General features: G+C 47.1%; 14 protein-coding genes. 5 read left to right on the forward strand and 9 right to left on the reverse strand.

From position 1 onward, the window contains the following. Nucleotides 1-484: 484 nt before the first annotated feature. From DDR33_RS20125 to xth, 3 genes are all read left to right on the forward strand, one after another. Nucleotides 485-1,048, forward strand: a complete 564-nt coding sequence (locus DDR33_RS20125; RefSeq protein ID WP_109417606.1) for a Crp/Fnr family transcriptional regulator — start codon at nt 485-487, stop codon at nt 1,046-1,048. 105 nt (nt 1,049-1,153) lie between these two features. Continuing rightward, nucleotides 1,154-1,900: a type 1 glutamine amidotransferase domain-containing protein gene (locus DDR33_RS20130; protein ID WP_238387877.1), complete on the forward strand. Its 747-nt coding sequence runs from the start codon at nt 1,154-1,156 to the stop codon at nt 1,898-1,900. 67 nt (nt 1,901-1,967) lie between these two features. Then, a complete protein-coding gene (xth, locus tag DDR33_RS20135; RefSeq protein ID WP_109417608.1) occupies nt 1,968-2,741 on the forward strand; it encodes an exodeoxyribonuclease III in 774 nt (257 codons plus the stop codon). Nucleotides 2,742-2,761: 20 nt separating this feature from the next. On the opposite strand, the gene DDR33_RS20140 is transcribed toward xth, so the two are convergent. The 9 genes from DDR33_RS20140 to DDR33_RS20180 all read right to left on the reverse strand — a co-directional run bounded on the left by DDR33_RS20140 (nt 2,762) and on the right by DDR33_RS20180 (nt 17,804). Next, nucleotides 2,762-3,880: a metallophosphoesterase family protein gene (locus DDR33_RS20140; protein ID WP_109417609.1), complete on the reverse strand. Its 1,119-nt coding sequence runs from the start codon at nt 3,878-3,880 to the stop codon at nt 2,762-2,764. 405 nt (nt 3,881-4,285) lie between these two features. After that, nucleotides 4,286-6,658 carry a GH92 family glycosyl hydrolase gene (locus DDR33_RS20145; protein WP_109417610.1) on the reverse strand — a complete coding sequence of 791 codons (2,373 nt, stop codon included), beginning with the start codon at nt 6,656-6,658 and terminating at the stop codon, nt 4,286-4,288. A 61-nt stretch (nt 6,659-6,719) separates the two neighbouring features. After that, entirely contained in the window at nt 6,720-7,919 is a 1,200-nt protein-coding gene (locus DDR33_RS20150; RefSeq protein WP_109417611.1) for a glycoside hydrolase family 76 protein, read from the reverse strand. A gap of 60 nt (nt 7,920-7,979) precedes the next feature. Then, complete coding sequence (locus tag DDR33_RS20155) at nt 7,980-9,122, reverse strand: SusE domain-containing protein (RefSeq protein WP_109417612.1); 1,143 nt, start codon at nt 9,120-9,122, stop codon at nt 7,980-7,982. A gap of 17 nt (nt 9,123-9,139) precedes the next feature. Beyond that, on the reverse strand, nt 9,140-10,744 hold the full coding sequence (locus DDR33_RS20160; protein WP_109417613.1) for a RagB/SusD family nutrient uptake outer membrane protein: 1,605 nt from the start codon (nt 10,742-10,744) through the stop codon (nt 9,140-9,142). A gap of 10 nt (nt 10,745-10,754) precedes the next feature. Continuing rightward, entirely contained in the window at nt 10,755-13,760 is a 3,006-nt protein-coding gene (locus DDR33_RS20165; protein ID WP_109417614.1) for a SusC/RagA family TonB-linked outer membrane protein, read from the reverse strand. A gap of 39 nt (nt 13,761-13,799) precedes the next feature. Then, nucleotides 13,800-14,903 carry an ROK family protein gene (locus DDR33_RS20170; RefSeq protein WP_109417615.1) on the reverse strand — a complete coding sequence of 368 codons (1,104 nt, stop codon included), beginning with the start codon at nt 14,901-14,903 and terminating at the stop codon, nt 13,800-13,802. Continuing rightward, a complete protein-coding gene (locus tag DDR33_RS20175) occupies nt 14,903-16,063 on the reverse strand; it encodes an MFS transporter (protein ID WP_202913801.1) in 1,161 nt (386 codons plus the stop codon). Before DDR33_RS20175 ends, DDR33_RS20170 begins: the two co-directional genes overlap by 1 nt. Nucleotides 16,064-16,079: 16 nt before the next feature. Further along, entirely contained in the window at nt 16,080-17,804 is a 1,725-nt protein-coding gene (locus DDR33_RS20180; RefSeq protein WP_238387878.1) for a class I mannose-6-phosphate isomerase, read from the reverse strand. 131 nt (nt 17,805-17,935) lie between these two features. Here DDR33_RS20180 and DDR33_RS20185 point away from each other — a divergent pair, with 131 nt between their 5' ends. Continuing rightward, the gene (locus DDR33_RS20185; protein ID WP_109417617.1) at nt 17,936-18,670 is read left to right on the forward strand and encodes a GntR family transcriptional regulator; all 735 of its coding nucleotides are present in this window, start codon (nt 17,936-17,938) and stop codon (nt 18,668-18,670) included. A 217-nt stretch (nt 18,671-18,887) separates the two neighbouring features. Beyond that, entirely contained in the window at nt 18,888-19,727 is an 840-nt protein-coding gene (locus DDR33_RS20190) for an SDR family oxidoreductase (RefSeq protein WP_109417618.1), read from the forward strand. The last annotated feature ends 3 nt before the right edge of the window (nt 19,728-19,730 follow it).

A 19,730-nucleotide genomic window follows, 5' to 3' on the forward strand; every position in this document is an offset into this window, starting at 1 on the left:
TTATAAAGTTCACGATAAGGGAGTTAATTGGGAAGCAAAAAAAATAATTTGTAAAGGATATAAATAGCAGAAAAAGAGGATGGTAGAGGAAAACTGGCATGGTGGCGGGAAGGAGGAAGAGGAAGTGTTGCTTCACTAAAGGAGCAGAAATGGAATGGAAATGCCGCAATTTGAATAATAAACGTGGACTTTGAGAGGGATTGTTGTTGGAGTTGGATGGGATTATAGATGACAGCGGTGCAATGCCTGCGGCATACCGACATACCACCATTTAACTTGTTCAGAGACGTTAATAAAAGATAAATCAGACTGCCCGTTGGAATTACATCAGCAAAGGTGAGAGAAAAGCCAGCTTTAGGTTAAAGATAAAATAACTTATTATTGCTTTAGGTAAGACAAGCAGTCTGCCGCCTATGCAAGGTCAACGGCTGCTTATAACTTGATAGAAGCCCGCTGCAGTGCTGCTTTTTATTGAATCGGATGTATGAGTAAAGAGCTTAGAGAACATATTGAGGCAATTACCCGGTTGACTGATGATGAATTTGAATATATAATTTCTCATTTTACGGTGAAGAAGCTTAAAAAGCACCGCTTCCTCGTGCAGGCAGATGAGCCTGTTACAAACGATTTTTGGGTGAGAAAAGGGTTACTGATAGCATACTACAGCAATGACCAGGGCAAAGAGCACATTATGCAATTTGCGATGGAGGACTGGTGGATAACCGATTATCAGGCGTACTTTAACCAAAGTAAAGCTACGCTGAACGTAGTTTGCCTGGAGGATACGGAAGTGCTTTGTTTATCTCTTCACAACCGGGAAAAGATCTGTAGGGAGCTACACAAGATCGAACATTTTTTTAGAAGGAAGTCGAATGCGGGTTATATAGCTTTGCAGAAAAGGATATTGACCTTCCTTGACAGCAGTGCGAAAGAGCGTTATGAACAATTTCTGATGCAATATCCAAGTTTATTGCAGCGAATCCCCAAAACACTGATTGCCTCTTACCTGGGTGTTTCCCGCGAAACGCTTAGCCGTCTCTCATCCTGATAGCGTGATATAAGTCACAGCAAATTTGTGATCTGCTTCCTTCGCCTTCCGGGACTTTAGCAGGAACTTTGTATTGTTTGATTGAAAAGGACAATGAAGAAAATCATGAAATCAATAAAGATATCCGTTCTGTCTGTCATTTGCGCACTATCGTTTAGCAATCAGGCAGAGGCGCATATGAAAACAAAGATTCTTTTTGTCGTAACAAGCCACGACAAAAAGGGAAGCACCGGGGAACCTACAGGCTTCTATCTTGGAGAAGTTTCCCACCCCTGGGAGGTGCTTCATGAAGCGGGTTACGAGATTGATTTTGTAAGTCCGGAAGGAGGAAAGGCTCCTGTGGATGGATTTGATCTGAGCGATCCCGTGAATAAGAAATTCTGGGAAAACGAAACGTATCATCGTAAAATAGAGAATACTTTACAGCCGGAAGATGTAAATCCTGACGATTATACTGCCATCTTTTATGCAGGAGGACACGGTGCTATGTGGGATTTTGCCGGCAACGAAAAGCTTGCAGTAATTGCAGCGAAGATTTACGAAAAAGGGGGGATCGTCAGTGCCGTTTGTCATGGCCCGGCCGGCCTGGTCAATATTAAGCTGGGCGACGGAAAGTTCCTGGTTGAAGGCAAAAAGATTAACGCCTTCACGAATGAAGAAGAGACTGCTGTTAAGTTAGACAAAGTGGTACCTTTTCTCCTGGAGAGTAAGCTAATAGAACGGGGTGCTAAATTTGAAAAGTCAGGGCTCTGGCAGCCGCATGTTACAATTGATCAGCGGGTGATAACCGGGCAAAACCCGCAGTCGGCAAAAGGAGTGGGAGAAGCTATCCTCCGGGAATTGAAAAAATAAAAGAAGAAAAACATTTTTATCTTAGCTCTGTGCTAAATTATTGATTGTTTAGTACAGAGCTTTTGTCATGAAGATCGCAACCTATAATGTGAATGGAGTTAACGGCAGATTGCCGGTTTTGTTAAGGTGGCTGGAAGAGTCGGCACCGGATATTGTTTGTTTGCAGGAACTGAAGGCTCCCCAGGAAAAGTTTCCGGAGAAGGCGATTGAAGATGCAGGCTATCATGCTATCTGGCATGGCCAGAAAAGCTGGAATGGAGTGGCTATTTTAAGTAAGGGACTGGATATTACAGAGAAAAGCCGGGTGTTGCCGGGTGATCCGGAAGACAGCCACAGCAGGTACATAGAGGCTGCTGTAAACGGTATTCATATCGGCTGCCTTTATCTTCCTAACGGGAATCCGGCTCCGGGGCCTAAGTTTGACTATAAGCTGCGCTGGTTTGAGCGCCTCACCCGTCATGCGGCCGGACTTCTGGCTTCTGATTCCCCGGTAATCCTCACGGGTGACTTCAATGTCATGCCAACTGAACTGGATGTTTATAAGCCGGAAAGGTGGGTAGACGACGCTCTGTTCAGACCTGAAACAAGGGCTGCCTTTAAAGAACTGGTGGAGCAGGGATGGACGGATGCCATCCGGAAACTGTATCCTGATGAAAAGATCTATACCTTCTGGGATTACTTCCGTAACGCTTATGGCCGTGATGCAGGACTCCGCATCGATCATTTCCTGCTGAGCCCTCATCTCGACAAAAGGCTGATTGCCGCAGGTGTCGACCGTCATGTAAGAGGATGGGAAAAGACAAGCGACCACGCCCCGGTGTGGATTGAGCTGGCAGATTAGTTACCTGATATTATACATGTTCAGATAGTGATGGAGAACCGGTCTGCCAGGCGGGCTACCGTGTCGTTTTGAGTATGAGAAATACTATAGAACTCTCCTGATAAAACGAGACCTGTATCCTGTCTTTCAATACTAATCTTTAAAAAGCCGTGCTGGTCGTCGCAATAATTTTGAAGACGTACCTGGTCGAACAGCGGGGATTCGCCTGTATAGTTGTGATCGTCTCTGTGGGCGAGGGAATGCAGCTCATCGTATCCTCCTCCTCCTGCTACAATGAATGGTATGGAGGTGCCGTCCGGGTAGCGTTTTTCAAATCTTTGATAATTGTGCACGTGTCCGCTAAACACGATATCTGGCCTGGCTCCGGCTTCATTAAAGGCATCCTCAAGGAATTCTATCATTGCTTTGCTTGAACCATGATTAACATCCGCTGAGAACGGTGCATGGTGGAGGCAAAGAATGAGAGCTTTGTCCGGACTTCCAACCCTGGCGCTATGAAGTTCGCGGATCAGCCAGTCCCTTTGTTCTGCGGTGATCACCCCGTATTTAGGAACATTGCTGTATAAGCCTATGATCGTTGCAAGCGGCGTTTCGAGAGTCCAGTAAACGTTGGGCTGAATCATACTGAGCCTTTCTGAACCTCCGCTGAAGGGGATCGGTTGTTGTGTTGAGCTGCAAAAGGCTGCAATAAAGGGATCCAGGCTGTTATATGCTTGTTCAGTTTCGGGGTTTACGTCAGCATCGTGATTCCCAGGGATGGCGAAAATATGTCCGGGATAATTATGATAGGGTTCAAAGAACTGTTGCGGGTATTTTGCTGCCTCTCCATAGGTGTATACGATATCGCCCAGGTGATATAAAAACAGGGGGCTGTCTTCTTTGGAATTTGCACGCTCATATTGCCTGGTCATCTCTTCGGCTACTTCGTACTGAAAGTCCGGGTTGCGGATACTTCCCGTGTCTCCCACCATGTGAAAGACAATCTTACGGTCGCTTATCTCCGGTTCCAGTTCTTTTAGCGCCAGGTGATAGGGATATGAACCGGCAGGTGAGGGGAGTGGCCTGAATTTCCAGGAATCGTCAGGCTGGTCTTTCTTAAAGACCGGGGTATTATGTTTTAAGGAGGCTTTTGAATTCATAGAATGGTAAAGGTAATTAACATGAATTAAACGTGTGTTAAATTTCTTCTTAAGCTTGTTATTTGATGAATGAGAAGGGTTTTTGAAGTGTTATGTAAAACTTATGTTAGGGATGTTAAGTTTATAAATTTAACATTAGCGCAATATGAGGTGCCTTACTTTTGTTCAGGCAATCAGATATTGCTGATCGTAGAGAGCTGAAACGGCAGCATGATGAAGGTTCGACCCCTTCCTCTACAACCACGCTTTTAAATTAATGATTCAGGCTCCCTCCTCATGCGGGGGCTTTTGTTTTTTGTATAAGGCCGGGCTTTTGGAGGACGCCCGGAGCGGTAGGCTTTTAACACCGTTTCAGCCCAGTCCTGAGGAAGGGCCGAAACGGTGCTGTTGTATGAATTCGAGGGGTCAGCGAACCAGGTTATCGTTTGGTTGGCTGCCCATTTTTAACTTGAGTGTGCCTCCGCCGACTACATCAGCAAACGGAACAGACAGTGAGTTTTGATTTTTGTCATTGAGCTGAACGGATTGGATATAGATATTTTCAGCTGAGTTGTTTTCTGTTTCAATGACGAATTTGTCTCCTTTATGATACTTCCTGTTCAGCGTGATCTCGATGCGTTTAAACAGCGGGCTTCCTGTCTGGAATTCGGGGTTGATCTCTGTCAGTCCTTTTACGTCGAACAGCCCGATCGCCGACATTACATACCATGCACCCAACTGTCCCTGATCTTCGTCCTGGCCGTATCCATATCCGTGAAGGCCTTCTGTGCCGTAGAATTCATTGCATATAGTGCGCACCCACTTCTGTGTTAAATAAGGTTTTCCGGAGAAATTGAACAGCCATGATATGTGCAGGTTTGGCTGGTTGCCGTGATTGTAAAGTGCATGGATCCCGGCAAAGGCGTTGACGGTTTTACCACCTCCGAAGGTGTCGTTCCGGGAGAGGACGAATATGCTGTCGAGGCGATTGTTAAAGGCGTCCCGTCCAATTTTACTGATCAGCTTTTCCGGCTCGTGGGGAACATAGAAAGTATACTGAATCGCATTTCCCTCCTGGAAGCCTTCCCACGGAGCCAGGGGCTTAAAGTCTCCGAGGAATTTTCCGTCGACTGTCCGGGGCCGCATCAGCCTGGTTTCCGGATCAAATATATTTTGCCAGTTGGACGCCATGCCGGAAAGCAATTGATAATCCTTCTCTTTGCCGAGGCTTTTTGCAAATTGTGCTACTGCAAAGCTGCTGAATGAATATTCCAGTGTGTGGGAAGCTCCGAATACAGAACCTTCTTCCTGCTTGGTTATAAAGTAGTCCTTGCTCGGGATGTAGGGGCAATATCCGCGTTTTACAAATGCTCCGACATCTAATTTACCTGCTCCGGCGGGGCGATTCCTGCCTTCCGTTTCATTCTTGAATGCTGCCTGATATCCTAAGTTATAATCAAAGTCGCGGATGCCGCAGTTGTAGGCAGCAGCGATAGCGAGGCCCGTGAAGTTGGTTCCCACACCTGATACATATTTGTTGTTGGCGATGCCGTCGCCCAGCCATCCTGTTTCCTGATAAACAGATAACTGGCTTTTTACCCAGTCAGAGTAATACTCAGGATAAGCAAGCGCCCATAGCTGTGTAAGATTCCAGTAACCTCCCCAGATAGCATCGGAATTGTAATGCCTGTAGACCGGTTGTTTCTTCTGGTCGAGAGGGATGTAACCGGTTGTTCCGTCATTTTTGGGGTAAGCGCCATTGACGTCGTTCACCAGGCCCCGTCCCAGTAAGGCATGATATAGTCCTGTATAGAACTTTATTTTGTCGTCATTTGTTCCTCCTTCAGTTTTTATACGGCCCAGGGCTTCATTCCACCGGTTGAGTGCATTTCGTTTAGCAGTATCAAAATCGAGGTTGCGGGCTTCGGCTTCGTAATTTAGCCTGGCATTTTCAACGGAAGTGTAGGACTGACCTATCCTGACTGTAATTTGTTCGTTTCCGGATGTTTTGTATGCTATTGCCATACAGGCGCCTGGTCCGCTGATCTGATTTTGAGATACAGGCTCTTCGCCTCTTTTAAATACTTTTACACCGGCTGCCGGTTTGCTGAGTTTAGCATAGAAGTACATGCTGATTTTGGCATCGGGCTGATATTTCTTTACATATTCGGGTTTTGTAATGACGTACCCCTCAACTGTGGTCTCGTCAACCTGTTTAATGTAGGCGTCGGTTACGGCACCGCTTTCACCAAGTTTGTTCCCGATGTCAAACAGGATATACGACTCATCTGACTTTGGGAAGGTATAGCGCTGAAAGCCCACGCGGTCAGTGGCTGTTAATTCCACTTTCGTATTGTACTTGTCCAGAATAACGGAATAAAAACCAGATGTGGCGTGTTCGTTTTCTTTTTTGAAAGGAGAGCGGTATCCGTTCTCCGGCTGCTCCAGTGTGCCGGGGGTAGTTTTCAGCGGACCGGTAATACCCATGAGCATTACTCCTCCAATCTGAAATTCGTGAAAACACGGAAATCCCTCGATGGAAGAGTGGTTGTCTTCGTACCCTACAGCCTCCCAGCCCTGTTCATTGCCGTAAGATCCGTTTGTTGAAGCTCCCAGCTTGGCCAGTCCGAACGGCACCGCTGCCGGCGTGTAAAAGAACCAGCGGCTATGTACTGAACCTATGTTCGGGTTTACATAATCTGACCACTTTTCGGATGAAGAATACCTGGCCGTAGTGCATGAGAGCAGCTGTGCAAGCAGGGGCAGCAGCAAAAAGAGGCTGAATTTGTTTTTTGACATGCTTTTTAATTTATGTTCCAGCTCCGGTTAATTTTATCGCCGGGGCAGGATGGTATTTATGTTAGTTCGCTGTTTCCTTTTTATATATCGCCAAAGCTCCGTATGACTCTACCACTGCCCCCTGCATGAGCAGAGAGTAATATCGTCCCTGGGTGGCGCCTGTCCAGTCCTCGAAAAAGAAGCCCTGAGTTGTCCGGGCCTTATTATACCCGTTATTGATGAAATTATAATATGTTTCTACATATTTTTTTGCGTTTTCATCATAGGGTAGCAGGTCGATATAGGCACGTAACAGTTTCGTATTGAACCAGGGATCTGTATCTGTGTACGCTAGTATTCCGTTCCGGACCTTTACGAAATAGTCCCATGCTCCCTGTGCGGTTGTCCTGGCTTCTTCGAGATACTGGTTATTGCCAGTAATTTCGCTTAAACGGATTCCATTCTGGATCATGACGGCAGAGTTGTAGGTCCACAGCCGGGTGTTGACAGCTCCGCTGGCATTACGGTCGTTCCAGTAACATTTTGTGGCTTCGTCGTAAAGATTGGTTCTCAGCCAGCTGTATAATTCTTTGGCGAGAGTCAGCACCTGCGGTTTTTCGGATTCGGCACATACCTTATAATACTTAAGCAGGAACAGGGTCGCGTAACCGTTGGCGCAAGTTGGTTTGTTGGCGTCGGCGGACGACTGGTTGTATTTAAAATCTTCGTTCCACCACAGTGCTCCGCCTAATTTTGAGTCGATTCCGCTCCTGAGAAAGGGGACGATCCTGGCGGCGCGCTCCAGGTAAGTGACGTCCTGTGTTCTTTCGTATGCTTCGAGCAAACTGATCCCGACAATGGAATTGTCGTCGTAAAAGCGGGTGCTGCCACCCGTAGTCCCGTTTGTGGAAGATCCGTAACCGCCTATGTTGTTGCCATGGGCAGTTGGCATATAATATCTCTCGAAGCCGTTTACCAGGTCGCTGTACCGGACATCATATCCTAAAGAGTGCAACTGCGCCGCACCGCTTACTACGGCGTCATAGGGCCAGAGGAATGAATAGGTGGCGTCGCCCGCCTGTGCCGGATAGTTTTCTTTAAACAGGCTTCCGGCTTTATAATACTGGTTGATCAGATCAAATAGTTCTTTGGCCCTTACATGGGAATATACCGTTTCGGATGGGGACTGATTTCCTTCGGCTGGTTTTATATAGGCTTCTGACCCGTCGTCACACGAACTTGCCATCAGCGCAATAAATAGTATATATATCATCTTTTTCATATTATCGGTTTTTTAATGATCATCCTGTACACGATCATTCGGAGCGTGTACAGGATGTGATCAGAGATTTGTCACACTTGAAAACTGGTGAACCATCAGGTTGTCTTTATTGGTGTCGATTGTTATGGTCGCTTTTTTCAGGTCAAGGCTTCCGCTCATCTTCCAGAGATGGTCCCACTGGCTCCAGGAGAATTCCCCGAGCCGGTAAAATGAAAGGGGTTCGTTTCCGGTTGGCCTTTCGGCGCTCACTCCATCCATGCGTCCCCAGCACTTATCACTTCCGTCGATATTCGCTATAAAATAGTACCGTTCTTCGACCCAGCTCAACCATCCGGGAGGGTTTGTATCGGGACGGTCGGGGGCAATGAATTTGATGGTACAATTCTTTGCTTCAAATTTGCCGTTTCCAATATATGCCAGGTTGCCGATTGGATTGTACGTGGCGCCCCAGATGCATTTAACGCTGGAAATTACTTCTGTTTTAATGGATAGAGTATTGAAATTTACAGTAATCCTGTAAGGATTCGTATTGGGAGTGATCCTGATACTGCCTGTACCTTCCTTCAGCTTTGCTCCGTCGAGGAAGTAGTGGAATTCATTTTCCTGTACAGATCCTTTCAATTCTAGGTTGCCCGTACCGGAAACCTTTGAATAAATCACATATACACCGTCTGATTCTTTCCGGAAAGGCAAACCTGCTGCTCCGTTATTTTCACTGCCTTCGCCGAGGAGGTATAATTGTTCAGGCATATTGTCAATTCCTTCCCCCCTGGTAACTTCAATTGAATTAACCACTCCGGCCTTTTTAATAGATCCTCCCCTGGACGCGAGTACCGTCCATGCCAGCTTCCCGGTTTCACCGGGCCTGATCCCGCCTTTACGGGCAATAACATTCAATTGATCCTGGGTTAATGTTAGTTTGGGAGAGGTGCCCCTGTCGCCCGGGATCTTCTCAATGGGGTTTGTGAAATCTCCCCCTTCTTTATCGAAAATAACATCATATAAAACATACGAACCGTCAGCCGCCCCGCCGCCGCTCCACGAAAAGGGGATAGTAGCCGATGACGACACGTCGAGGGTCACTTTCTGGGGTGACGACAAACTGGTTGGCTCTGTAAATTCGTCTGACAACTGGTACTCATCCTTACAGCCAAAGAATGCCAGTAGAATAATTGCAATAACTGATACATGTAGCTTTTTCATAATATGCCATTAAAGGATTACCATTTCGGATTCTGTGTAAGATTGCTGTTGAGATCCCTGTCTTTCTGTGGAATTGGCCATAAGTAATCTTTGGCGGGATCGAATTTCCTGTTTTCCACCCTGACATACCCGTTGTCTGTACCTACGGCATCTCCTGTATAGAGGCCATGTACCCAGCCGTTCATGACGTTTTCTGCAATTTTCCAGCGGATGATGTCTTTGTGCCGGAGGCCTTCCATTGCTAATTCGCAGCGGCGTTCGCGCCGTACAATGCTGACCAGGTTATCGGAGCCGGGAAAACTAAGCGCGCGGCTGTCTGAAAACCCTGCCCGTTGCCGGATCAGGCGGATTGTACGATCCCATTCGGCTGCATCTAAACGTCCCTGTTCTGCCAGCGCTTCGGCGTGCATCAGAAGGATGTCCGCATAGCGCATTAAAATTATATTCAGTCCCGACATCAGGTTTGCGCGATAGGAGTTGTCCCAGTATTTTTTCAGGTAATAGCCGGTTGCAGAAGCATCTGAGGAAAAGCCGAAACCATCGGGTGAGGCATTCTTACTGGTATTGACTACATGATCAGTTCCGTCTGCCATTTTATAAGAGTTGCCGTTATAAATAATGGTGGCTGCCAGACGCGGATCACGGTTGTTGAAAGGATTGCTTGGGTTATAACTTCCTGCAGGGGCATTCTTTACAGGGTATCCATCCAGGGTAATGTAATCATCCACGAGTTCCTGTAAGGGTGATAATTGAGAATAACCGCCTAAAGAAGGAGGCAGGAAGTTGTACTGGATGTTATGCTCGCGGTCGACTGCCAGATACTGGATGTCCAGTAAAACTTCCGGATTGTTTTCATTCTGCACCAGGAATAGTCCTTCGTAACTGTTGAAAAGGGAAAAGCCTCCGTTTGTCATGATGGCATTTGTGATGGGAGATACTTCCGCATACCTGCCTTCGAACATCAGGATGCGGGCTTTAAGTCCCATTGCAGCCCAGCGGGTTATCCGGCCTGTGTTCTGACTATCATAAGAGGGCGGGAGATAATTGTTGTCAATGATCCCGGAGAGGTCTGCCAGGAGCTTATTCACAACTTCTGCCTTAGGCATCCGGGCAATTGATTTCGATTCGTTCATAGAAAGAACGTTTGTGAAGTAAGGGATGTCACCGAACCGGGAGTAAAGCTCAAAATAATGGTAAACCCTTATAAACGTGGCCTCTCCTGTATAACGGTTGCGGAGTTCGTCTGATAAGCCGGGCACCTGCTGAATGTTGTTTAACAGGAGGTTGCACTGACGGATCCCGGCATAGCGGTAATCCCATACAGAGGCTATATATGAATCGGCGGTTGAGAATGATCCGTTACCTACAGCCTGATTGTGGGTGTTCGGCACTTTTGTATAGGCGTTGTCGGTCATTGCATCGGCATACAAGACTTCATCCGCATTATTCATACCCTGGTAACACTTGTTTACACTATAGAGGGCGGATTCCGGTTTTTTCCAGTAGTTCAGGTCGGTATCCCTGTCGTAAGGGGCAAGGTCGAGCTTTTGACAGGATGTTACCAGCAAAAGTGCTGCTACTAGTGCAATATTATATTTTAATAAATGGTTGACTCTTTTCATGGCTGTCTCTTTAAAAATTGAGGTTTAATCCCAGTGAGTAGGTCCTGTTTACAGGATAAATACGTCCGCTGCCATCGGAGGCCTCGGGGTCCCATCCGCCTTTCATATTCGTGAGTGTAAGGGCATTCTGGATGGTGGCGTAGATCCGTAGCCGGCTGCCCGGCAGTTTATTTGTCCAGCGTGTGGGAATTGTGTAGCCCACCTGTATATTCTTGAGCCGCAGATAGGCAGCATTCTCAATCCAGAAATCTGATTTGACTGCATTGTTGGCAGACTCGGATCCTACTGTTAAGCGGGGGTAAGAAGCATCGGGATGATTAGGTGTCCAGCGGTCAATATGAAAATTAAATACCGGGCCTTCATTGTTGTTGTGGAATGCTTCCACGGCTTCGCCTCTCAGCCATACATTGCGTTGTCCCACTCCCTGCCAGAACATGGAAAAGTCGAGTCCTTTCCATTCTGCGCGGTAGTTAAATCCGTATAACAAACGAGGATCCCTGTTGCCCAATACGAAACGGTCGTCGTCATCCCTGATCACGCCATCGCCGTTCTTGTCCAGGTAGCGTAAATCACCTGGTTTTGGTGTAATGCTTACTAAATGCGGACCTCTGGCTACTTCATCCATGTTCTGGAAAAAGCCGTCTGATCTGTAAGCATAGTACGCGTTGATTGGATATCCTTCTTTGACAATAGTGGTGATGTCTGTTCCGTTTATAAAATAAGCACCCCCGAGATCGGCCACCTTGTTTTTGCTGTCGGAAAGACTTGCTGATATCCAGTGCCGGACGCCGCCGGTTTTCAGGTTATACCTGGCAGACAGTTCCCATCCCCGGGTATGTACTTCCCCGCCATTTTGAATGGGAGCCGCAGATCCGTATAATCCAGGAAGGGGAAGGCCGACGAGGATATCGTATGTGTTGTTCATAAAATAGTCTGCCGAGAGGGAGAGGGTGTTGTTTTTAAAGAAATCGAGATCGGCCCCTATATTGAACATTCTTGTGGTTTCCCATTTTATGTCCGCATTGTAAGGATCGAACGTTGTGACCGGAACAACTTTGCTTCCAAAATTATATCCCTGGCTGGCGTTGACATTTGCCTGATACTGGTAATCGTCGATGCGGTTGTTTCCTACCAGCCCGATGGAACTGCGTATTTTAGCAGATGTAAGAATGTTCTTCAGCTGTTCGGGATAGAAATGCTCTTCTGATATACGCCATGCCGCTGATGCCGAGGGGAACCATGCCGAGCGGTTCCCTTTTCTGAACTTTGAAGATGCATCGTCGCGCAGATTGAATTCAAAGAGATACCTTTCTCTGAAGTTATAGTTCAGGCGGAAAAATGCCGAATAGATTGACCATTCTGTCTGCCATTCCTGGTTGCCCGTATTTGAGGTTTGTTCTCCTCCCATAATATCATAGGGAGTTCCGTTTGCCACTCTGAATGTACTGAAGCGATTATCGGTACTTCCTTCATAAGAGTATCCGGCCATTGCGCTAACGGCATGATTGCCAAATGTTTTGTCGTAAGAGAGGATGGTATTGGCCGTGATCTCCTGAATGCGCTGTGAGCTGTTGGTCATCCGGTTTTCCTGGTCGCCTGAACCGGGTATGGCTTTGCGGTTTTCATTCAGGCGGTTGTTGTAAAGTTTTGCACCAACCATTGCACGCAGCTTAAGCCCGTCCACGATCTTAAGTTCTCCATTGATAATTCCGGACAGATCATCGTTCTGGCTTTTGCGAATCCCGCCGGTCTCCAGGCGGGCGAGAGCATTTGAATTACTTCCGCTTGGATAAGTGTATTCGCCGTTTTCGTCTTTTATCGAATAGATCGGGGGCATACGCGTCGCCTGCTCAATCAGCCATTCAGTCCAGTAAGCATGGTCTTTCAGCCCATTGCGGGTGTAAGCTGCCAGGATATTAAATTTCAACCGTTCTGATACGTTTGTTTCCATGTTGACGCGGAAATTGCTGCGTTGAAGGCCATATTCCGGACCTTCAAACAGGCTTTCCTGATCCAGGTAAGCTCCGGAAACCAGGTAAGTTGTTTTGTCATTTCCCCCGGCAACAGAGAAGTTATGGGACTGCTGGGGGGCTGACGACTGGTAAATATCCTTCATCCAGTTAGAATTAGGGCCGTTTTGCCTGAAGCCGGCGATCTGCTCTGCGTTAAATTGCGCCGGCCGGCCGGAGTTTACCAGTGCTTCGTTCCTGAGCTCTGCATATACCCACGATTCGACAATATCGGGCAGGAAGGTTGGAGTCTGGACGGCATAAGAATAGTCGTATGCTATCCTGGGCTTTCCTTTGGTCCCCTTTTTCGTGGTTATAAGAATTACACCGTTAGAAGCACGAGAACCGTAAATAGCGGTAGAGGAGGCATCTTTTAGAACCGAGATATTCTCAATGTCGGTCATGTTTACGTTTTGGATGTCTCCCTGGATTCCATCGATGATGACCAGCGGGTCGTTATTGTTCAATGTATTTATGCCGCGGATATTGATGGAAGGGCGGCTCCCCGGCTGTGAGTTGCTTTGCTGAATAGTGAGGCCGGGAGTAGTTCCCTGTAACGCTTCCACGACGTTCACTACCGGCCTGTTCTCCAGCTCTTTCATGTTTACAGACGCAACGGCACCGCTCAGGTTCACTTTCTTTTGTGTGCCATATCCGACCACGACGATCTCATTTAATGCAACCTTATTTTCCTGCAGAATGATTTTCAGGCTTTTGTTGCCGCCGACAGGAATGTTTCTGGTCAGATAGCCGATATAGGAGATCGTCAGCGTGGCATTGGGTGAAGATGTTTTCAATGTAAAACGGCCGTTCGCATCCGTCACGGCGCCGTTTGTCGTGCCGTTCTCCTTCACGGAGGCTCCGATAATGGCTTCGTTCTTTGTATCCGTTACCGTTCCCGTGACGACATTTCTGCTGTCCTGCGCGTATGTCCCGGTGCTGCATAAGTAAAGACATGCAGGCAGAAGGAAAGTCAGGACTACTTTAAAAAGTAAGTGCTTTTTCATACAATCTGATTTAAATTGGTTTTGTATTCGCGTTTGTTTTTAGTTACCGAGCATGCTCAGTGCGTATGAGTACGCACCCAGCGATATCGCTCTGCTGGTTCCGAGGGTACTTTTCATAATGGCTGTTTTTTTAGTGGGATTAAAACTTACTGTTTTGCCGGAGAGGGGTATGGGAAGCTGTATGTTCTGATCCGTAAGGAGCCCTTCCATCTCAGTATCCTGGTCTGTGTCGATCACTTCCATTTGTAAGCGGGGGAAGGTATCACCGCCGAAGGTGCCAAGGCTGGAACGCATTTCGTTTACCAGGGATGGCATGATATATTTAGCGGCTCCCATAATGCCTCCGCCGAGCACTACGATGCCGTCGGTAAACGTCAGCATATGGGCGATCGCATCGCCCGCAACTTCGCCAAACCGGGCAAAGCTTTCAACTGCAGCCTGTTTGTCGCCTTCCTTCCGGCCTTCGGCTATATAGAATATGTCACGCGGGGTGAGGGTGTGATCATTGACTTCTGTGAATTCGTTGTATACACGGATAATAGCCCGGATACTCACGCTTTCTTCTGCTATTTTTCCGGGATAGAGTTTATTGCGAAAGACCCAGATGTCTCCGGCGCAATCGTTGTCGCCGGTAAGCAAACGTTTATTAATCACTACCCCGGAGCCGAACCCGGTACCGAAGGTGATTCCAACCAGGTTGCGGTAGACCCTGTCGCTGCCCAAAGCCTCTAAACGGCCATTCAATGCGGGTAATGCTCCGGCTAAAGCTTCGCCATAGGCAAACAGGTTTCCGTCGTTGTTGATAAAAACAGGTATCCGGAAATACTCCTGTAAAAAAGGACCGAGCGGAACACCGCCTCTGAAGGATGGAAAATTGGGAAGATTCCCGATTATTCCTTTTTGGTAGTCTGCAGGTCCGGGGAATGCAAAGCTAATGGCTACGGGTGGCGCCGGCAGCTGGTCTTTTATGTGTGTGAATCCTTTAATCAGGGTTTGCAGGCATTGCTGCAGGTTATCGGGACTGGCTGGCAAAGAAACGGGGGACACTATTTCGTTGTTGGCCTGAATGGCTGAAAAAACAAAATTGGTTCCTCCTGCATCCAGCGTCAGCACAATACGGTTATCATCACTATAAACAGACATCACGGCTTGAATTTGAAGGAGATGAAACTTGCGGTAATTAAACTCAGGAGAATAACGGCCATTCCGGATGTGAAGCCCCACTGATCTGTGATGATTCCCTGGAGTGGGATCACCAATGCCCCTCCGGAAACACCCATGACCATCAAGGCTGATATTTCATTTGAATGGCTCATATCATGGCGGAGGGCCAGAGAGAAAATAATTGAAAATACGTTTGCACAGGCTAATCCTATAAGGGCAATGAGAACGAGCAGGAGCCAAAAGGATGACGAGAGCATCATGCCTGCAAATGCCAGTACAGCCAGTAGCAGTGTTGTGCGTAAGAACCTCACGGGCGACAATTTCATTAAGAGGAGTGCCCCGACAAAAGTCCCGATGGTACGCGCAGCAAAGTATAAGCTTGTTCCTAAGGCGGCATTTTCAAGTTTTAAATCTGTCCTTTCCATCAGCAGACGGGGGATGCTGGTATTCAGGCCGACATCTATTCCCACAATCAGAATAATGACCGCCATACAGCAGAGCAGCCAGGGATCTTTAAGGAGGGAAATAATCTGGCTGAAGGATGAATGTCCGCCTGCTTCTTCTTTTGATGCCTCTTTTATCTGAACAGATAAAAGAATTGCAATTGAAACAATGGTGACGATACCATAAAGCAGGAAGGCCAGATGCCAGTTATGCAGCCATCTTGCTGAAAATGCTACTATTACAGGACCAAGGAAAGACGATATGGCTTTGATGAACTGCCCGAGAGAGAGGGTGCCGGCGAGTTGTTCCTGACTGACGATCGCTGCGGCCAATGGGTTAAGTGATACTTGCAGTACCGTATTCCCGATCCCTAAAAGTGCAAACGAGAACAGTATCACGGGATAGCTGTAGAAGCCCAAAGGGAGCAGCATCGCGGCAGTTGTAATAAGCAATGACGTCAGAACTGTTTTTTTCCGGCCCAGTCTGCTCATCAGGAGGCCTGTCGGAATAGAAAATACTGCAAACCATATAAATACCATCATGGGAATGAGGCCGGCCATGGAGTCGGACAAGCTGAAGTCGTTTTTTATGTAGTTGGTTGCCACTCCCACGATATCTACGAATCCCATGACAAAGAAGCTGAAGAACACCGGGATGAAAACCCTGGTATTGTTTTGCGTTTGTATCTTATCCATCGTTTTAAGAATTAAATCAGACCCTTACGGAAGCCTTTATGGTCATACATTCTTTGCCTTCCGACTGTCCGTAAGGCCGGATAGTATATATTTTCACAGATGCCGGGATAATGAATGTTTCGGCATAGTGGATCACCATGGGCTCGAAAGCATTTTCGGTGCTTTCGACTAAAATTTCGGCGCCATCGACCAGATTGAGCACGTTGACGCTTTCGTTAGTGTAGTGGGTCACCGGTTTTGTGAAGGTATGACGGCGGGTTTCGATGAACTGGGTGCGGTGCAGTCCTGTTTTTTCTTCTGTCCATCCATCACCGCGGGCAACAATTTCAAACCGGTTTACCAGGTTATCCGCTATGTAGGAGGTATCCCGCTGCCAGTCGATCACCTCCTTTCCCCGTTGTACGTTAATCGGCCGTGGCTTGCCATCGAGTCCAAGGCGCTCCCAGTCCCACAGTTTGAATGTGAACAGATTGGGCGTTGCGCTGATTTCGAGTACCACGGAGTTTATGCCGGAGCAGTGTATGGTTCCCGCCGGAATGAGATAATGATCATGCTTCCGAACCGGGAGTTTGTTGACGTATTGATCCGCATCAAAGATAAAACCGCCTTCTTCTGCCTTCTCCAGGTCCCGGATCATATCGTCTTTGTTAATTCCCGTCTTTAGTCCGAGATAGACATGCGCATCCTGGCCGGCTTCCATCATATAGTAGCTTTCGTCCTGTGTGTAATGCAGTCCGAAATTATCTTGTACATATTGAGTGGTGGGATGTACCTGTAAGCTGAGATTTCCTCCTTTCACCGTATCCAGGAAATCGAACCGGATTGGAAATTCTTTTCCGAACCGGGATTCGACAGGCTCTCCTAAAAGCTGGCGGCTCCTGGTGTATACCAGATTTACAGATGGCATTTCAAAGACGGTCTGATCAACTTCAAGTAAAAGACTGTTTTCTTCGGGAACGCAGTCGAAGCACCAGCCATAGTTGGGTTTGGAGGGGTCAAGATCGCACACCTCTTTCATCCACTGACCTCCCCATGGAGCGGGATCGAAGAAAGGGACTACGCGGAATGGTGTTGTGGCGGCTTTATCCATTCCTGCGTAAAACGTCTCTTTATCGATCAATTTAGGCTGGCCGGGAATGACGGTATCAAGCCAATAATCCACTTTCTGACAGATAGATCTTTTATGCTTGTCGAGTACCCGCCAGTCGTTGAAGAGCCCGCGCTTATATTGAAAAGAGAACGGCTCTTTGCTATTGTTTGTGCCTAATCCTTCAGCTTCCCCGCGCCGCATGCGTTGAATGATCTCCCAGCGGGGCATGTCTGCATAGAGAAGCATGCCTGCTTCCGTAACAAGCTGTGCACCCGGGCCAAAGATGATGATTCTGCCGTCTGTGCCCCTGACCGTTTCGCGGATGGTATTTACCTTCCGGGGATCGAAATATTCCGTCAGTGAGATGTTCGACATATAGCCAAACAGGACATCACCGGTCATGAACCGTTTAGTTAATGCTTCTGCGTCGGCCTGTGGGATAAACAAGTCCTTTGTATCAACAAACAGGGTGTGCTCCAACTGGGAAAACTGATGTTTTAATTCACTGTGATGAATCCCGGAGTAACAATCGATCGCAATTATGTTTCTGCCGGTGCTCTTTTGAGTTATAAGCGTTCTGATAGCGTTCCAGCCGGCCACAATCATGCCGTTTACCTGGATAGATGGAGTCTTTTTGTATGAACTTGTCATTAATTGGTTTATTAAATGTATGGTCATTTGTATTAGTATGTATATACATACTTGGTTGAGGCAAATATAGATGAAGGATTGAAAAAAACAAACGATAGTTCAGTTTTTTTATACATTTGTAGCAGGATATTATGAAACTTGAGATTGACCACCGAAGCCAAACCCCTCTGCATAAACAAGCTGAGTCGTTAATCAGGGAGCTTATTAATCATCCCGACTATAAGAGCGGGAAGCTTCTGCCCCGGGAAATTGAATTGTCTGAACAATTGAAGATATCGCGGAATACATTACGGCAAGCGATTAATACATTGGTCACTGAAGGTTTACTGGTAAGGAAAAAGGGAGTGGGTACGCGGGTAGAAAATAAGAGGATCTTTACAGGTGCGGGTAACTGGCTGAGTTTTTCGGAAGAGATGAGGATCCTGGGAATAGAGATCCACAATTTTGAACTACAGATCTTCCGGCAGGAGGTATCTGCCGAGGCAGCTGCTTTCTTTGACATTGAGCAGGGCACAAAGGTGATGAGGCTGGAGCGCTTAAGGGGAAAAAAGGAATATCCTTTTGTCTATTTTACATCGGAGTTTAATCCTGAGATACCTCTGTCGGCTTCTGAAAACTATAATCGTCCGCTTTATGAGATCCTCGAATCCGACTATGGTATCATCGCCCACACTTCGAAGGAAGAAATAAGCGCTACCGCTGCGGATCATTTCATTGCTTCCAAGCTGGATGTGAAGCCGGGTGTTCCCATTTTAGTGAGGAAGAGATTTGTATACGATGTTTATAACAATCCGATTGAGTATAACATTGGGTGTTACAGGGCTGATTCCTTTACCTATACTATTGAGAGTAAGAGAAATTCTTAAAAGGCCGGGTGCTGATCCGGCTTAGATGAAATGGGGGTATAATGCTGTGGATGCTCATGAGGGCTGCCGGAGACAGGAAAAATAAGGAGATCTGTAAAGCGAATTCTGAATAAGCCGGAATCGTTTCCGTAAATAATTCCTCCTGTTTGACTGGGCGACCTGCTTTTTTTTTGTCAATTTTACCTGATCAAAGATCTTTTATAAATAAATTAAACGTATGTCTTCATTTTCAGGAAAAGTAGCCGTTATTACGGGAGGGGGAGGTGTTCTTTGCAGCACGATGGCAAAAGCCCTTTCTGAGCAAGGTGCAAAAATTGCTATATTGGATTTAAAAGCAGAAACAGCAGAAAAAGTAGCTGCAGAGATCAGTGAACAGGGTGGAAATGCAATCGGCGTGGCCTGTAATGTTCTTGATATAGACAGTTTGAAAGCTGCTCATGAGAAGGTGCTTGAGCTCCTGGGCCCTTGTGATATCCTGATCAATGGTGCAGGGGGTAACCACCCTAAGGGCACTACATCGAAGAATCACCTGTTCCCGGAGGATCTGAACGCTACTGAAGAAGGGTTAAAGACTTTCTTCGACCTGGATCCGGAGGGGATTAAGTTTGTGTTCGATCTGAATTTTATCGGGACTTTACTTCCGACACAGGTTTTCGCGAAGGACATGGTTGGAAGAGAAGGATCATCGATCATTAATGTATCTTCCATGAACGCCTTCAGGCCACTGACCAAGATCCCTGCATATAGTGGAGCGAAAGCAGCGATCTCTAATTTCACGCAATGGCTGGCTGTTCATTTTTCGAAAGTGGGAATCAGGGTAAATGCGCTTGCTCCTGGTTTCTTCCTTACTGAACAGAACCGCACGCTGCTGACTAATACAGATGGTAGTCTGACAGATCGTGGTAATACCATCCTTTCTCATACTCCAATGGGGCGTTTCGGAACTCCTGATGACCTGACCGGAACTTTACTCTGGTTGTGCGGAGAAGGATCGGCTTTCGTGACTGGTGTGGTGATCCCTATCGACGGCGGATTCAGCGCGTTTAGCGGAGTGTAAGGG

The organism is Pararcticibacter amylolyticus (genome assembly GCF_003130405.1).
Taxonomy (GTDB): Bacteria; Bacteroidota; Bacteroidia; order Sphingobacteriales; family Sphingobacteriaceae; genus Arcticibacter; species Arcticibacter amylolyticus.

Bases quoted from the DNA above. Each gene is read 5' to 3' on its own strand.
- DDR33_RS20130 (WP_238387877.1), top strand. From the start codon at position 1,154: ATGAAATCAATAAAGATATCCGTTCTGTCTGTCATTTGCGCACTATCG.
- DDR33_RS20190 (WP_109417618.1), top strand. From the start codon at position 18,888: ATGTCTTCATTTTCAGGAAAAGTAGCCGTTATTACGGGAGGGGGAGGT.
- DDR33_RS20165 (WP_109417614.1), bottom strand. From the start codon at position 13,760: ATGAAAAAGCACTTACTTTTTAAAGTAGTCCTGACTTTCCTTCTGCCT.
- DDR33_RS20170 (WP_109417615.1), bottom strand. From the start codon at position 14,903: ATGTCTGTTTATAGTGATGATAACCGTATTGTGCTGACGCTGGATGCA.
- DDR33_RS20155 (WP_109417612.1), bottom strand. From the start codon at position 9,122: ATGAAAAAGCTACATGTATCAGTTATTGCAATTATTCTACTGGCATTC.
- DDR33_RS20175 (WP_202913801.1), bottom strand. From the start codon at position 16,063: ATGGATAAGATACAAACGCAAAACAATACCAGGGTTTTCATCCCGGTG.
- DDR33_RS20180 (WP_238387878.1), bottom strand. From the start codon at position 17,804: ATGACAAGTTCATACAAAAAGACTCCATCTATCCAGGTAAACGGCATG.
- DDR33_RS20140 (WP_109417609.1), bottom strand. From the start codon at position 3,880: ATGAATTCAAAAGCCTCCTTAAAACATAATACCCCGGTCTTTAAGAAA.
- DDR33_RS20150 (WP_109417611.1), bottom strand. From the start codon at position 7,919: ATGAAAAAGATGATATATATACTATTTATTGCGCTGATGGCAAGTTCG.
- DDR33_RS20125 (WP_109417606.1), top strand. From the start codon at position 485: ATGAGTAAAGAGCTTAGAGAACATATTGAGGCAATTACCCGGTTGACT.
- DDR33_RS20160 (WP_109417613.1), bottom strand. From the start codon at position 10,744: ATGAAAAGAGTCAACCATTTATTAAAATATAATATTGCACTAGTAGCA.
- DDR33_RS20145 (WP_109417610.1), bottom strand. From the start codon at position 6,658: ATGTCAAAAAACAAATTCAGCCTCTTTTTGCTGCTGCCCCTGCTTGCA.
- DDR33_RS20185 (WP_109417617.1), top strand. From the start codon at position 17,936: ATGAAACTTGAGATTGACCACCGAAGCCAAACCCCTCTGCATAAACAA.
- xth (WP_109417608.1), top strand. From the start codon at position 1,968: ATGAAGATCGCAACCTATAATGTGAATGGAGTTAACGGCAGATTGCCG.